The sequence below is a fragment of the Pseudomonas sp. A-RE-19 genome, from assembly GCF_019956555.1.
Taxonomy (GTDB): domain Bacteria; phylum Pseudomonadota; class Gammaproteobacteria; order Pseudomonadales; family Pseudomonadaceae; genus Aquipseudomonas.
In genome coordinates this window covers 1-16,267 of the sequence record NZ_JAHBDQ010000031.1, presented here as the reverse complement: position 1 = coordinate 16,267, position 16,267 = coordinate 1, and the positions used below count along the sequence as shown (strand labels likewise).

Sequence of the window (16,267 nt, the reverse complement as noted above, 5' to 3'; positions counted from 1 at the left end):
CATCGTGGTGTATGAGCGCGTTGTTAAGTATCCCCGGCAAGCATCGGTATGATCGCCTAAGCGAGCGCACACGGGGGAAACTGTTCGTAAACGAGCCCATGAGGTGTCGTACCGGAAATTTCTATTGAATTCCCATCAGGGAACTCATGCGACCACAGCCAGAAAAATGTCTGAATACGCGGATACAAATTCTCAACCATGAACGCAGTAAACGTCACCGGTAGAGAACAATCTGAAGCGAACAATCAGACTGATTCAGATGGCTGGTCTCGCGATTCGTTTTAAGGGATTGAAGTTGCTTCAGGCACAACTTTGTACGACCCAAACGCGAGACGAGACCTGAATGTAGCTGCGTGTGGATACCGAGAAGTTGCAAGACCTCGAATTGTGCGCAGGGAAAGTTCGCATAGAGGGCCAAGAATGACTTCAGCAAGCTCAAGATCTTTACCGAACGGAAGAAAGTGGAGCCTTCCTTCCGATGTGGCATCAGCTAAGGGAACAAATTGTCGATACTCTGCCTCATACCTCCATCCACTGGATTTCGTTTTTAGCAGCAAGGACTTAACACTTGGATCGATATCAATGGGGTCTCCGCTGTCTCCAAGCTGTGAGCGAATTCGATCGTCCTCATATTGCACTTTCTGAAGCTTTGCACGTGGCACGTTGAAGCCTAAGCAGATCCCACGATGTTTCATTCCATAGTGGCTCCACATTACGGGTTCAGCCCAGTCTTCGCTAAAACACAGAAGTCCCGTGTGAGCATTGTACGTGTCCTTGAAGTCTCGTGTTGACCTTCGCTTTGATCGCTCACGCACGTTAAGCCCAAGAAGTTCAAACGGATCGTTCAAATCGGAGAATCGAGCTACCTTCAAACGGCCAAGGGCAATATTACTTATTGCGTATTCAGCGGTTGTCAGGTGATAGACTCGAATGACATCGGCATTTTGCGGAGGTAGACACGCAATAGCGCTCCCCATATCGGACTTGTAGCCCCGCTCTATCCAGATATCTCGATAATCGTTGTGAGCTGGCATTGCTACCTCTGATTCCGCTTATTGAAATATTTCCGATTGCCGACTCATAGTCCGCCCAATCTGACGCTACTTTTTTATTTGCGCCCTGTCTACCGCCTGCATCTTACGGACATCTAAGAGGGGCACCAGAACCTTGGCTCAATCATGGACCTTCTTCACCGTGGGTTTGAAGTCTCCCAGAAGCGGATTGAGGCGAGCAATCGTACCCTCGTCGACAGCACCGCACCCGAACTCCTCCGGAAGAACCAAGAAAACAATTATTGCGTGGGTAGGTTAACCATTACCCCAACGTTTGGTTTATCTCCAAACCCTCCCACCAGCTTCGCCCGTAACTGAAAACACGATACGCCCGCCACTCCTTGGTCCGTCATCTGCTCCACGTAACTCGCAGCATCATCTCTCGGCAGATACCCGACTTTAAAACCATCAATATAGACTGCGCAGGCATTAGCATCGTGCGGGTTGTCTGGTTCGGTGACGATGAATGCATCGAATTCGTTATCCTCAGCCATATTGGTGCTGTTGCGAATACGTCGAAGGGCTGGTTGACAATACGACTCCCCAACAATATTGAAACCAATGTTCTTGGTCCCCTTGATTCGTCCTGTCAGTGGTGGAAGGGCAGTCCTGTCAGGAAGAGAAACTCCTCTATCGCGTACGCCAATCTGCCCGCCCTCTACGTCTGAGTTTGCTGATCTAAACTTTCGGCTTTTAACGTGGGCCCCACGCTGTTCTGTTGATAGCAAAACACGTTCTCCCGCTGCGTTCAGGGGCGAAACAACTCCGTCGAACTCCATGGCATCAATGAGGCGAGCAGCGCGACTGTACCCTACTTTCAAATGACGTTGGAGCGCACTGACTGACGTAATTTTAGACTCCAGAACGAAGCTGATAGCTCGTGGATACAGCGTGTCGTCAATGTCGCTGTACGTCTCCACGGGATCAATCGTCAGACTTGAATTATCTCTGGGCAACTGGCCGAAAAATCTACTGAGCCAAGACATTGGAAACCCCTCCTTGTGCGTACTCCGCGACGAAAATCAATCATACCCTTGTGCCTGATGACCGTACTGGAAGATCAAAGCGGGGCCGTACTCCGACAGCATTTAATTAGAAATTTATGGCGCATTCGGCTGCCTGTTTCTCTTCTTCAGTCACTCTTATACACGTCCCCAGGATATCGCGACTTCTCCTGTGTGGATTTGGTCAGACGATCTCATAGGCCGTTGGGGGAGTTCCTGTAGGCCCATCGTTGCAGGCTCTGACACTCGTCTCGACAAGGTTAGGAGAACGCGGTGGCCCCTTTTCGATGGTACGCAGGGCTGCTTGCTGGGTGCCTTATCGCGTTCGAAAAGATGGACCGCAGCGGCCTGCACGGACCTGATAGTCGAAAGTCATTTCGTGGCCGGTGCTGGTGTCAATGATTGTTTTGAGTCCATCTGAAACTATGGCCATGTACTTGACCTCATATCCCTCAATCAACAGACGGAGTGCCTATTGGTATAGTGCGGGTTACTGAGAGGCCCTATCTACAAGGGCTCCGGATTTATGCAGAAGATAAACACCTGACGAAATAAAGGGCCCTTTCGGACCCTTGGGATTGTTAACTGTCCCCCCGCTACGCTCCGATCAGCCGAAGGTGCTGCGATCTTCATCAAGGCCTGAAGAGTTCCTCAAGAACTTTTGCAAGGGTCTCAACGGGCACACCAGAACCATAAGTGTCAAAAGTAATTGTCCCGGACGCATGCCCCATCACCGCCTGAGCATGAGTCGTCGGAACACCTTTGGCCTGCATCAGAGAAGCCAGCGAGTGACGCAATGAGTGATACACCAAACCACGCTCATAAGAGTCTCCGAGAGCCGCTGGAATTGCCTGTTGGTTGGCCCACTCGCCCGCTGGTCTGTAACCGATCTGCGCCAATAAATCGCTCCCACTGAACTTGCAGGCTTCGACGTACCTCATGAACGCTGCAAGGTCGAATCCATAGGCCCCATCCGTTAACGGCACCGTCCGCTCACTGCGTTTGTTTTTGATGGATTTGCCTTCGCCTGCCTCATTGATGTGAACAGCCGTGATCCCTGATGCAAGGGTATGAATGTCCCCCGTGGTCAACTGGGAGATTTCATTGAGACGCCCACCAGTAATGATGCCCAGACTTAATAACCAACGCTTCCATGAAGTCTCTGGGAGGTTGTTAGCGTAATGCATCAGCTTGGCTATCTGATCCTGAGTGAGCGCCTTACGGCTCGACTCAAGGCCCTTGGTGAACTTGAGTTTCTTATCGAAGGACTTTTCGAGGTGGCCGTTTTCCACCGCCCAGTTCAATACGGCAGAAAGCTTCATCAACATCTGATTTACCGTTGACGGTTTACGTGTGGTTACAAGCTGGTCCCTCAATGCAACAAGGTCAGCCCGTGAGTGGGTCCTGAGGTCCAAAGGCCCTAAGGCTGCACAGAGGACACCGTGCGTGAACTTGGTGGAACTGAGCGTGGTAGCTTTCTGCTCTCCCGCACGGTCAGCCAAGTACAGGCCGGACAAGACCTCAAAGGTCATGGCAGTACCGCTTACAGATAGGGACGCAGACGCATTACTGACACGTACCGAAGTGTTCTCTGGTTTGCCCTCAAGTTCTCTGATCATCTTCACCAAGGGCACTGAGTCGCCTTGAAGTCGATCTTGGGCAGCAACCATGACTCGTTTGGCGTTAGCAACATGCTCATGCTGATCAACACTCAGAGGCATCGTGGCAGCGATCTCCGTGAGATTCATCCCTACGCCTTCGTACAGATCTCCCCACATCCGCAACGAATGCACATCATGCGCAGACGACAGCAAGCCCTCAGCGACCCATATCAGGTGTTCTCTCAATTGGTGCCAAGTTGCCTCTGGATGATCCAGATGGAATGCCTTGATGGTTTCTGCGAGGTGTCGTGAAGCGTCCATAGCGGCCTTTCTATCAGTGGTCTTGAGAGAAACAGACACAGTGCGGGTGAGGCTGCCGGTTTCTCGAAGGCGCAGATAGTAAATGCCGTTACGTCTGTAGTGGTAGGGCTTGGCGAGGCGAGTCGTCGGCCTCAAGGGCAGAGCGAAACTTGTTACAGCACTTGTGACAGGAAGCGCGTCTTGAACGGTAGGCATGGCCGAAGGGTCCCGGAATCATTGGCGGAACCCTTACGTCCTTGTAGTTCTGGATGTACTGCCGCGAGGACCTGCGCAAGCTCAAGCGGATCACCTTGTTGTGGGATTACATCCGTAGCGTCACCGAGCAGAATCAAGCGCTGTTGATGGGGGAAAGTCGGGAGATGTTGTTCGCCGACTAATCCGCGCTCACCACGATCGACACCCGACGGTTCTCGGTGCGTCCGACCGCGGTGTCGTTGGAAGCGACGGGCTTGCTGCTGCCCAGGCCGCGCAGTTGGATGTTTTGTTCTTTCATGCCGACAGCGGCCAACACCTTGCCGACGCTTTTCGCGCGACGCAGGGAAAGCTGTTCGTTATAGGACTCCTTGCCCGAGGCATCGGTGTGGCCGTCGACCCTCACCCGCTCGATTTCCACACTCAATAACGCCTTGCCAATGCGTTCGACGATCTCGGTACTGGCCGGGTTGAGGTGCTCGACGTCGCTGCCGAACAGCACTTTGTCTGACAGGCCATAAGCCCAGCCATCATCCGTCATTTCGAAACCTTGCTGCTTGAGCATGGCGACCTGCGCCGGGCTCAGGCCTTTTTGCGGTGTCGTCTGGCAACCGCTCAATGTCAGAAAGGCCATGAACAGGGTGATCGTAAAAAGTCGCAGAGAACGCTGAGTGAATGTGTACACAAAAATTAGCTCCTGGTTTGAACATTGACGGCAGGGAGCTCCGGCCCTGCCGTTTGCTGTGCGCCTCGGGAAAGGCGTTTGGCCTGGTACATCGCGGCGTCGGCGGCATCGAGCAGCTCACCCGGCGTGACCCCATGATCCGGGTACACCGCGATGCCAATACTGAGTGAAGTCAGCACTTGGATAGTGCCCGGCAAGGGGATTGGCGCTTCCATGCTGGCAATGATTTTGTCGGCAATCCGTTCGGCGTCTTCGGTCTTGTGCAGCGGTGTCAGCAGGACGGCAAACTCGTCGCCGCCCAGACGCGCGACCAGATCCTCTTCACGTAGCTGTGCACGAACCCGGGTTGCCACGGCGACCAGCACCGCATCGCCAGCAGCATGGCCGAAGTTATCGTTGATCTCCTTGAACCGGTCGCTGTCGAGAAACAGCACGGCCACTCGCTCATCGAGCTTGCCGGCACTGCGCAAGGCACGCATCAGACGGCCTTCGAAAAATGCCCGATTCGGCAACCCGGTAAGGCTGTCATGGCTGGCCTGGTGGGCCAGGGTTTCGTTTTCGCTTTGCAGGTGGGTCTGCCAGGACTCGAGCTCATCGAGCAAGGCATTGAAGTCGTTGCCCAGGTTGTCGAGTTCGGCAATGTCGGCGGGCGGTACGCGCCGGTCGAAGGCACGGTCGCTGCGGGCGGCGTGAGCCACGGTAGCCAGGCCGCGCAACGGGCCGATGATCCCCCGCAATTGCCGACGCGCCAGATAGAGCGCAACCCAGGCACTGATGGCGGTACACAAGACGATTCCCACCAGACCGCTGAGCAAAAAGCTCATCAGGCTGCCACCGTGACCGATCAGCAGGATACTGCCGATTTCCTGACCTTGATGAACGATCGGCATGCTGATGGGTTTCTCCAGAATCACTCGGGCGATCTGCGTCTCAAGATCGGACAACAATCCCGTTTCCGGTCGCTGCCACCGCGCGAGCAACTCGCCTTGCTCGTTCATCACCTGTGCATCGGCCACTTCTTCGGTGGACGCAATCAACGCCAACGCTTCGGTGGCAGCGGCCTTGTCGTTGAACACCACCGCGGCTTCCACGGTGTAATTGATCGAGCGGGCGATCAGATGCAGGTTGTGGTCGGCATACACCCGCAAGGCCAGAACACCCAGCAGGGTCAGCGACACACTGGCCATCGCCACGCCCACCAGCGCGACGATCAAATGCCCGCGGCCGATAACCGAACCCAGGGTCGGACGTGTACGAGGTTTGAATAGACTCATGGTGCCGCCGGCTTGCGGCGCGACAGTTGCAGCACACTGGGATGAATGCGCACACCACTGCGGGCGACCGAGTCGAGGTTGACCTCGAAGGACACCTGTTCATCGCCGACCCGCAGGCAGAATAGACTACCGACGGTGCATTGATCGCCACCTTCGCTGATGCTCAACACCGGGCGCCCTGTCAGCGCGGCGAATAACCGACTGCGTTCATCGCTGGTCAGTTTGCCGATGTACACCGCATCACATTCACCGGCAATGGCCGGGTTGTCGGCCAGCAACCGTTGTACGGTAACGGGCCGACCCGTGGCTTGAGTGGTGCCTTTGACCAGGTCGTCGGTGTATTCGGTAGGGCCGACCACGCACAGGCGCAACTGTTGGGGCTCAACAGGCCACCGGGCATAACTGAGGATTCCGAGCACCACCTGAGTAACCGATCTGGCGCGCTGGTCGGCCTTGCTCTCGACTGTTTCCGGCTGAGCACAGGCAGCGCCCGTCAACAAACAGAGAAGGCCGGCAAACAGTACTTGCTTGCAGCCAACGACGCGCTCTGTCGCCCAGACAGCCACCTTCATGCAGGGATTCTCTTGGATCGCAACGAAATGATGCCGCAACGATAGCACAGCCCCGAAACACCAGCGAGGCCACGCACCACGGCCCTTCGGGCAGATTCCCGGCGTCTGGGCTGCGTCGTTTCAGTGACTCGGCTCGATCCCCTCTTCCAGCTCCAGCATCAACCCGCTCAAGCGCTTGACCTTGCGTCGCACGGCCTCTTCGAATACACCGGCGCGAGGCTCAATCAGAGTGAACCAGTGTTTGGCCCGGGTAATCCCGGTATAGATCAGTTCCTTGGTGAGCACAGGGTTCAGGGCGTCCGGCAGAATCAGCGCCGTATGGGCAAATTCCGAGCCCTGGGATTTGTGCACGGTCATGGCGTACACGGTGTCCACATCGTTGAGCCGACTTGGCAGGACAAAGCGCACACCGCCCTGGCCATCGTTGCGCGGAAAGGCCACACGCAGCACTTGCCGCCCAGCCTCGGGCCCCTCACGTTCCGGCAGCTTGAGGGCAATGCCAATGTCGCCGTTCATCAAACCCAGGCCATAGTCGTTGCGGGTCATCAGCACGGGCCTCCCCTCGTACCACTGATGGTCGCTGTCGATCAGCCGAGCCTTGAGCAACGCATCAGTCACTCGCTGATTCAAGCCTTCCACACCCCAAGGGCCTTTGCGTACGGCGCACAACAGCTGGAAGGCGTCGAAGGCTTGCAGCACCAATCGAGCCCAGTCGGCCCAGCGTGGATCATCGAGCGGGCTGTCGAGTGGTGGTCGGTGACTGCGCAAAAGACTCAGGTAATGCCGATAACCTTGCGGTCCCTCGCCATGGCCTTCGAGCAGCAAACGCTCCAGCGCCCGGTCATGCTCACCCTTGAGCGGCAGTGAAAACACGTCGTGGTGACTTCCAGCCGCCAACAACCGGCGGGCTTGCTCGGGTTGCTGCTGGTTGACCCAACGGGCCAACTGGCCAATGCCGCTGCCCTCGCCGAAGCGCCGCGAGTGACGCAACATCACCACTTGCTGGGCCAGGGGATGCGCTCCGTTGATGTCTTCGTGCAAATCGCTGGCATTGAGGTTTTCACCGCTGACCGTCTCCAGCCATTCGCGGGTCTGCGGGCTGTACCAACCGGCTTCGGCGTCGCGGCACAAATCACCCAGGACGGCACCGGCTTCCACCGACGCCAGTTGGTCCTTGTCACCCAGCAGCACCAGACGAGCATGGGCCGGCAACGCGTCGAGCAGATTGGCCATCATTTCCAGATCAATCATCGAGGCTTCGTCGACCACCAAAACGTCCAGTGGCAAGCGATTGCCGGCGTGGTGCCGGAAATGTCGGGTGCCGGGTCGGCTACCGAGCAAACGATGCACGGTGGTGACATCCGACGGGATTTTCTCCCGCACCGTTTCAGCAACTTTCAGGGTTTGAACCTGCTGGCTGATGGACTCGGTCAATCGTGCGGCAGCTTTGCCAGTGGGCGCCGCGAGACGAATGCGCAGCGGTTTGCCGGCCTCCACCGCGGGCGCCTGGAGCAATGCCAGCAAGCGCACGACCGTGGTGGTCTTGCCGGTTCCCGGGCCGCCAGTGACGATGCTGAATGCGCTGCGGGTAGCCAGGGCACAGGCGAGTTTCTGCCAGTCAATCACTTCATCAGGCCTGGCTGGACCGAACAGGCCGGTCAGGCGTTGAGGTAAATCACTCGGTGTTGTTTCGTGTGCCGCCAGGCGCTGACGCAGGGCGTTGTCGATGCGCCGTTCGTAAGCCCAGTAGCGGCGCAGGTACAGACGTTTACCCGATAGCACCAACGGCCTGTGTTGCGCGGCCTCACGACCATCGACTGCCAGAGCCACCAGATTGCTTGAGGCCAGAACCTTGCACCAATGGGCGCCATCCAGCGCCTCGAGCAATTGCGACGGCAGCAACATCGCGCCATTTTGCAGATCACCTTCCGGCGGCAGCGACAGGGCGAAGTCTGGCTCTTTCAGCGTTTCGAACAGATCCAGGCAGACATGGCCGTGGCCCAGCTGGTGACTGGTCAACGCAGCGGCCAGCAGCACCAGAGGGTCATCGTCGGGGGCGAGTTCGTGGAGAAAGGCGACGAAGGCTTTGTCCAGCGCCCGCAACCAGCCGCGTTCGACCCAGCGCGTGAGCAGCAGCAACAAATCGTCCGCGCGACTCAACGGCGCCAGATCCGCCAGACTTTCGGCCGCCAACGGCGTAGGTAACAAGTCAGCGAAAGTGCGACTCATAGCAGTACTCCCTGTTCCCAGGCGGGCTCAGCCTTGGGCTCTGGCTTGCCCTGGAACAACCGGTCCAGACGCTCGATCAGCTCCCGTGGCGGGCGGGCGAAATACACGCCCTGGCTGGCCGCGCGCGTACCGCGAAGGAACAGGTACAACGCCCCACCGACATGCCGATCGTAATCGTAATCGACCAGCCGCGCCTTGAGCTGGCGATGCAGGGCGAGCAGGTACAACACATATTGCAGATCGTAACGGTTATCGAGAATCGACTGCTCCATGGCCTGCTCGGTATAGGCCGCGTCATCGACGCCCAGCCAGTTGGATTTATAGTCGGCGACGTAATAACGACCGTCGTGCTCGAACGTCAGGTCGATGAAGCCTTTGAACATGCCATTGAGCAGCACCGGTTCAGCGGCCAACCTGGCCACGCCGTTGTGGGTGTATTGGCGCACCAGTTCATCGAGCTTGAGCACATCGACTTTATGGCTGGCGAACCAGAACTCCATCTCGACCCGGTATTGGATGAGTTGCTCGAACACCACCGGTGCTTGTCCGCCACCGATGTGCAGCGGGGATTTGAGCAGGTGTTGCAGCCATTCGCTCAGCGTGGTGATCCAGCCTTCCCAGCCACGACGGTTGCAGCGGCGAGCGATGGCATCTTTCAGGGTTAGCGGTTCAGCGTTAAAACCTTCATCACCGGCCCATTCGAGTAACCCATGAAGAAACGTGCCGGGATTCGGGCCACGAGGAAATCGATGAATATCAGCACCGCCAGCGGCAACCTCTCGCGGTGCTTGCGGATCAAGGCGTTCGTCGTCAAAAAGTTTTTGTGCTTGCGGGCTCTCCGGCGCTTCGTCGCTGCCCACACTCAGACTGTCACCCATGCGTAAGGCACTATAAGAAGCGATCCACCAGTTTTCGCTGGCCTTGCGCTTGGGTATCAGCGGCGCAAGCAAGGTCGCTTCGTTGCGCGGCGGATGATAATGCTCGGTGGTCGCGTCAGGCATCTCACCATAGTTCAGCGCCGGACAGTCTTGCCGCAGGTCTTCCAGCCAACGCCGCAAACCTGCCGACTCGGTCAACGGCGCGCCACCACCCAGCAGATAACCCAATGCACAAAGGTGCAGAACCGAGCCGTTGTTATTGCCGCGTTTGAGATCAGTCACACCGAGCCAGCAAGCATGTTGTGCCCGGGTCAGAGCTACATAGAGCAGACGAAGATCTTCGGCCAGACGCTCGTCATCGGCCTGCGCGATCAACTCGGTCGTCGGCTTCAAACTCACCTGAGCCTTGCCCGCGGCGTCGTGGTAATGCAAAGGCAAACGACTGCCATCCACTGGTTTGGCCGAGCAAATGAACGGCAGAAACACCAAGGGATACTCAAGCCCTTTGGATTTGTGGATAGTCACGACCTTGACCAGTTGCTCGTCGCTCTCCAGACGCAGGATCTGTTCTTCGCCGGCCTGACCGGACAGCGCCAGATGCTCGGACAAGTGACGGATCAAGGCTTGTTCACCATCAAGTTCGGCAGCCGCCTGTTGCAGCAACTCGGACAGGTGCAGCAGGTTGGTCAATACCCGCTCGCCATCGCTGCGCGCGATCAATGCCTGGGGCAGCTGGAAGTCATGCAGCAGACGTCGCAGCATTGGCAATACACCCTGCTTGCGCCATAACTCGCGATAACCGCGGAACTGCATGACCCGCGCTTCCCAGGCCAGTTCATCCTGATTCAACCGCTCCAGTTCAGCCAGCGAAAGGTTCAGCGTGATACACGCCAACGCAGCACGGAGGGGACGCTCAACATCTGGCTCGGCGCATGCCTTGAGCCAGCTCAGCAGGTCATGGGCTTCCTGCGCGGCGAACACTGAGTCCTTGTCTGAGAGATAAACACTACGCACACCGCGGGCAGATAATTCGCCGCGCACGGCCTGGGCTTCTTTGCCGTCACGCACCAGGATCGCGATATCCGCCGGCAGCAGACCTCTGAAGTCCTTACCATCCTGGATGAAGCCCGCATGGCCTTGCTGACCGCCATTGAGCAGCGCGGTGATTTCACTGGCGCAGGCGGCGGCCAATTGTTGTCGGTACACCGCGCCAGACAGTGGCTGATCGGCGGACAGGTGCCAGATGTTCAGCGCGGGAACCACCTGACCATCAATGTGCAGGACTTCTTTACGCCCCTGGGATTCGACGGGTAAAAACGGTACCGGGTTTTCGCCATTCTTCTCACGGAACAGGAATGCTCCGCGCCCCTGCTCACGAGATTCGGCGCGTTCGAATACATGGTTCACCGCACTGACCATGCCATGACTGGAACGGAAGTTGGTGCCCAGGGTATGCAGGCGGCCAGTGGTGGCCTGGCGGGCGCGCAGGTAGGTATAGATGTCGGCACCACGGAAGGCATAGATCGCCTGCTTCGGATCGCCGATAAGGAATAAACCGGACTCAGGGTTGTTGTCTTCGATGCGATAAATGCTCTCGAAAATCCGATACTGCACCGGGTCGGTGTCCTGAAACTCATCGATCAACGCGACCGGGAATTGCTCACGAATCAACGTCGCCAGGCGCTCACCGCCGTCGGACTGCAGCGCTGCATCAAGGCGCAACAGCATGTCATCAAAGCCCATTTCCGCGCGGCGACGTTTTTCTTCCTCGAACCGAGCACCCACCCAATGTGCGGCGTGTTGCAGCACGGCGGCATCAGGGGTCGGCAAATCATCGAGACGGGTCTTGAGACCGGGCATCGCATCGAGACCGGGATGACGGGGGGCTTCACCCTTCCAGGCTTCAGCCATGCCATCGGGGGTCAGGCGAGTGAAGCCGGTGCCAATGTCCAGTTGCTCGAGAGACTCATCTTCGGCCCAGGCCCGAAGTTTTTCGAACCAGGGTTCAAAGTAGCGCGCCTGCATCTTGCGACCATCGACGCTCTTGCTTGCAACGCCCTGGTGACAGATGGCAAGCAACTCATCCGCCCATTGGCGCCAGGGCATCTTGAGTTCGAGCAAGGCGGCCCGTCGTTCCTGCAGGCAGTCGGCGATCAACTCGGCCGGCTCTTTACTTTCAACGCTGTCACGCTCGCTGGCGAACAACCCACGCACTCGCGGCAACAACGCCGCCGGGCCACCCCAATTGCCGCGAACCCAATTCAACGCATCGCCTTGCATCGGGTAGCAGAACAGCCGCCAGTAGTCGCGCAGGACTTCGCCGAGCAAATCGCTGTGATCGGTTTCCAGGGTCTGGGTGAACAGACTGCCACTGTCGAACGCATGTTCGCGCAGCATGCGCTGGCACCAACTGTGGATGGTCGATACCGCCGCTTCATCCATCCACTGGGCGGCGATGTCCAGGCGGTTTGCACACCCGGACCATTGTTCAGGGAGGTACTGCTCGCGCAATTCGGCAATGAGGCCATCCGGTGCCGGTGTCTCATCGCGGAAGAACCGGGCGGCTTCGGCCAGCCGAGTGCGAATACGCTCGCGCAGCTCTTTGGTCGCGGCATCGGTGAAGGTCACCACGAGGATTTGCGGCGGCAGTAATTCACGGCCGAAACCACTTGATTCGCCGCCATGGCCAAGGACCAGACGCAAGTACAGCGCTGAAATGGTGAAGGTCTTGCCGGTCCCGGCGCTGGCCTCGATCAGTTGGCTGCCACGCAGGGGGAAGGCCAGGGCCAGCGGTGTTTTCGTGGTCATGAGCGCGCCTCCTCGCTGGTCAATGAACGCCAAGGGGCCTCAAACAGCGGCCGATACAAGGCGTTGCACCAATCAGGGAAGGTCTCGTCGGCAATCAGTGCATCGTAATCGGCGAATTGCCGAGCGAGTGCCGGGCTTTCGCGGCGCTCACCGTCAGTGGTCTGGCCGTCGCCTTCATAGGCCTTGCGGGCAGCGGCGTCAGCTTTGCTCGAGTCGGTTTGAGCGAGCCAGGCGAAGGCTGTTTTTACTGCAATCGGCAGCGGCTGGCGCATGCCCGTTTGCCAGGCCAGCAACAGATCGCCCAGCATCCGGGATGCAGCAGCCGCCTCCATCGGACCGAGCAGCAGACTGTCGTCGCTGGCCACCAACGCGGTTGTCATCGGCATGCCGCTGGCGCAGGCAACCAGGTGATTGACCCAAGGTCGCGTCAAACGATGCCACTTTCGGGTCTTGGTCGAACCGATACTGTTGGGGATCGTGGTCACCGACAACAACCCGCCATCCGCGCGTTGATGCAGACCACTGAGCCAACCCTCCAGACGCAGCCCGTGCAGCTCCAGACTCACGGGCAACGCGCTGGTGAGCGGGGTCGGCCATAACGCCAGAAGCTGCCGATAGCGCTGCAACAGATCCGGCAGCGGTTCGATCAACTCTCGCTGCAGGCATTCGCCAAAACCGGCCATGGGCAAGAGCCCGCTGTTTTGCAGGCGTTTTGCCTGGGCCTCCAGTACCTGATCGGTTTGGTCCAGTTGCCCCAGTGCCGCTTCGAGCAAGCTGTCGCTGAGGCTATAGCGTTGCAGCGCATCGAGGACGAATGGCTCTTCATCCGCCAAAGGCACCTCGGCTGCCTCAAAGAACACCTTGAGCCGCTGACTGAAGAAATGTCGTACAGGGTTGCGCAGAAAATCCTGCAACTGACCCAGGCTCAGCGGTTCGTCCTGGACGTAGGGTTCAAGCACTTCGATATCAGTCGTCAGATCGCTGGCTTGATGGAGAAGCTGCCACTCGCTGGCGTAGCTGAACAGATCATCGCCCTCATGAAAATAGCGATGGCTGAAGGGTTGCAGCGGGTGTTCCTGGGTCATGGATTCAAGCAGGTCATCATTGTCATCGCGCAGTCGCCAGCCACTGGCGAGATGGTCACGCAACTGCCCTATCAACACCGAAGCAGGGCGCTCACTGTTGTCCCGGATACTGCGACCGACCCAGCTGATATAGAGTTGATCGCGCGCCGATAACAATGCTTCCAGCAATAGATAGCGGTCATCTTCACGTCGGGAACGATCGCCGGGGCGGTAGTCACTGCCCATCAGGTCGAAATCCAGCGGCGGCTGCGCGCGAGGGTAATCGCCGTCATTCATGCCAAGCAGGCAGACCCGTTTGAACGGGATCGCTCGCATGGGCATTAAGGTACAGAAGTTAACGGCCCCGGCGAGAAAACGCTGAGACAGTCGGCCTTGGTCCAGACCCGCCAGCCAGGCTTCCCGGACTACCGTCAGCGGTAACTCATCCTGCAAACCTACGGATTCGCAGGTTTCAAGCCAGGTCTCGCGCAGCTCTTCGAGTTGGGCCAGCAAGTAGTCGTCATGCTCGTTACTGGCCAGGAAGAACAACTGCACCAGCGCTTGCAAGCGCACGCCCCATTGTTTGGGTGGGGCTGGTTGAGTGAGCTCCCGGTGAGCGATCTCCAGCGCATCCAACAGGGCGACCAAAGGACCAATGAGCGCAGCATCCAGACCACCGATTTCATCGTAGGGCTCGATCCCCTCGCAGGCACTGGCGCTGCCCACGGCATAACCGAGCAGCATCCGTCGCAGACCGAAACGCCAACTGTTTTGCTCCAGCTCTTCAGGTAATCCCAAACCCGCGCGCTGCTCGGCATTCATTCCCCAGCGAATGCCCGCGCCTTCGATCCAGCGATGCAAGGTCGGCAGGTCACGTTCCTCTACGCCAAACCGAGCGCGTAATGCCGGAACGTCGAGCAGATCAAGAATTTCGCTGACAGGGAAGCGACTGTCCGGCAACTTGAGCAGATGTTCGACAGCGATCAGTAGCGGATCCCGGCCGCGCTGGCCCTGATCCGCGAGCGTGAAGGGAATGAAACGTGGATCAAAGCGTTCAAGCTGGCCAAAGACAGCGCGGATGTGCGGGGCATAACTGTCGATGTCCGGAACCATCACGATCACATCGCGAGGCCTAAGGCCTGGGTCAGCACTGAATTGCGCGAGCAACTGATCGTGAAGGATTTCCACTTCGCGTTGAGCACTGTGGGCGATGTGAAAGCGGATCGATTCGTCCTTATTCAGGTCGACCGCAGGCCAACGTTCGCGAGTCTCGTTCAGGGGGCGCAATTCCAGGATGTCGTCCTGCAACTGATTGAGCATGTTCTGGGGCTGGTTTTCGCTGAAAAGGTCGATGCGTCCGTCGCGAAATGCAGAGCGATAGCTATTGGGATCGTCGTAACTGTCGAGCAGGTTGATGTAGTCCCGCCCCTGCTTTCCCCATGCTGCCAGTAATGGATGGGCATGCTGATGAAGGGTCTGCGGATCGAGCACAACCGGCATGCCGTGCTTGCGAGCCTGACGTTTGTATTGATGCCGCAGCAGGTCTTTATCGGCGACGATGTCCGCCCAATGGTGACGACAGGGGTTATGCACGCATAACAAAACCTGGCTGAACCGCGCCAGTCCTGCAAGGGCTTCAAGAGCTTGGGCGGGCAGCGAGGAAATCCCGAAAACGATTACCCGTGAAGGCAGTCCACTGGGTGCGACGTCAAGGTTGTTGATGCGCTCTATAAAGCGTTGATGGACGCCCGCACGGCTTTGCGCCATACCTTGCTCACCGACATCCAGTAATAGCGCACGCCACAACTCTGCCTGCCAGCAGTTGGCCGGGGGCAGGGATTTCGCTTCGCCCCTGCCGTTGCGTAATTGATGGCGACCTTCTGCCCAGTCTTCGAGCCAGTCGGCACGGTAGACCTGGTATTGGTCAAACAGATCCGCCAGTCGCTCGGCCAACTGATAGCGTTTGCGTAAGTCGGTGTCATTCGTAAGGAAGCGCTGCAGGGGTTCAAAGTGCGCCTGATTGATCAACTGTGGTAGCAGACGCATCAGACGCCAGGTCAGCGGGGCTTTATCGAGCAGGGATTTGGCCGGGATTTCGTCACGCCCCAGCACCATGCGATAGAGCTGCCACATGAAGCTGCCTGGTAACTGCACATCGATGGCTGCGGCAATTCCGCAGCCGCCCATATCGTCATCTTCGGGATCTTCGGCCAGTGCCAGCTTCAGCCATTGGGCGATGCCGTTACTCTGGACCAGAGCGATTTCATTTTCCAAGGGAGCCAGTGGGTAGCGCCGCATCCAGCTGACTACCAGGCTGCGCAACTCGTCCAGGCGGTTGCCATGAACCACCATAAAACCAGCACTGAGGGACGCGGCGTCCGGCATAAAGGCTTCCTTGGGAAAATACAAAAGCTAGGGCCGAACCTTAGCATTGTCGGGAGACGGTGACAGCCGGGAGCGGTCCGATGGTGCTGTACGAACTTTCCTGCGGACAAAACAAAACCCCTACCTGCATACGCAGATAGGGGTTTCGGAATTTAATCTTGACGATGACCTACTCTCACATGGGGAAACCCCACACTACCAT

Annotated in this window: 9 protein-coding genes and 1 pseudogene; 1 reads left to right on the top strand and 9 read right to left on the bottom strand. The window is 57.9% G+C overall.

What is annotated here, in order from left to right; translation table 11 throughout:
* Nucleotides 1–281 precede the first annotated feature (281 nt).
* From KGB14_RS28705 to KGB14_RS19175, 3 genes are all read right to left on the bottom strand, one after another.
* Nucleotides 282–713 carry a DUF2971 domain-containing protein gene (locus tag KGB14_RS28705; RefSeq protein ID WP_223488327.1) on the bottom strand — a complete coding sequence of 144 codons (432 nt, stop codon included), beginning with the start codon at nucleotides 711–713 and terminating at the stop codon, nucleotides 282–284.
* A 578-nt stretch (nucleotides 714–1,291) separates the two neighbouring features.
* The gene (locus KGB14_RS28570; protein ID WP_317851036.1) at nucleotides 1,292–2,038 is read right to left on the bottom strand and encodes a DNA translocase FtsK; all 747 of its coding nucleotides are present in this window, start codon (nucleotides 2,036–2,038) and stop codon (nucleotides 1,292–1,294) included.
* A 650-nt stretch (nucleotides 2,039–2,688) separates the two neighbouring features.
* Entirely contained in the window at nucleotides 2,689–4,173 is a 1,485-nt protein-coding gene (locus KGB14_RS19175; RefSeq protein ID WP_223488297.1) for a tyrosine-type recombinase/integrase, read from the bottom strand.
* A gap of 47 nt (nucleotides 4,174–4,220) precedes the next feature.
* Between KGB14_RS19175 and KGB14_RS19170 the strand changes: the two are divergent.
* A pseudogene (locus tag KGB14_RS19170) lies at nucleotides 4,221–4,355 on the top strand (LysR family transcriptional regulator); the annotation flags it as partial.
* Here the strand turns inward: KGB14_RS19170 and KGB14_RS19165 are convergent.
* From KGB14_RS19165 to recC, 6 genes are all read right to left on the bottom strand, one after another.
* Complete coding sequence (locus KGB14_RS19165; protein ID WP_223488296.1) at nucleotides 4,352–4,855, bottom strand: OmpA family protein; 504 nt, start codon at nucleotides 4,853–4,855, stop codon at nucleotides 4,352–4,354. The pseudogene KGB14_RS19170 and the gene KGB14_RS19165 sit on opposite strands and share 4 nt — an antisense overlap.
* 5 nt (nucleotides 4,856–4,860) lie before the next feature.
* Nucleotides 4,861–6,129, bottom strand: a complete 1,269-nt coding sequence (locus tag KGB14_RS19160; RefSeq protein WP_223488295.1) for a diguanylate cyclase domain-containing protein — start codon at nucleotides 6,127–6,129, stop codon at nucleotides 4,861–4,863.
* Nucleotides 6,126–6,701 carry a YfiR family protein gene (locus tag KGB14_RS19155; protein ID WP_223488294.1) on the bottom strand — a complete coding sequence of 192 codons (576 nt, stop codon included), beginning with the start codon at nucleotides 6,699–6,701 and terminating at the stop codon, nucleotides 6,126–6,128. The genes KGB14_RS19160 and KGB14_RS19155 overlap by 4 nt, the downstream gene beginning before the upstream one ends.
* Nucleotides 6,702–6,821: 120 nt before the next feature.
* Nucleotides 6,822–8,930 carry an exodeoxyribonuclease V subunit alpha gene (recD, locus tag KGB14_RS19150; RefSeq protein WP_223488293.1) on the bottom strand — a complete coding sequence of 703 codons (2,109 nt, stop codon included), beginning with the start codon at nucleotides 8,928–8,930 and terminating at the stop codon, nucleotides 6,822–6,824.
* Nucleotides 8,927–12,616 (bottom strand): exodeoxyribonuclease V subunit beta, encoded by a 3,690-nt coding sequence (gene recB, locus KGB14_RS19145; RefSeq protein ID WP_223488292.1) that lies wholly within the window; start codon nucleotides 12,614–12,616, stop codon nucleotides 8,927–8,929. Before recB ends, recD begins: the two co-directional genes overlap by 4 nt.
* Nucleotides 12,613–16,065 (bottom strand): exodeoxyribonuclease V subunit gamma, encoded by a 3,453-nt coding sequence (recC, locus tag KGB14_RS19140; protein ID WP_223488291.1) that lies wholly within the window; start codon nucleotides 16,063–16,065, stop codon nucleotides 12,613–12,615. The genes recB and recC overlap by 4 nt, the downstream gene beginning before the upstream one ends.
* Nucleotides 16,066–16,267: the final 202 nt, after the last annotated feature.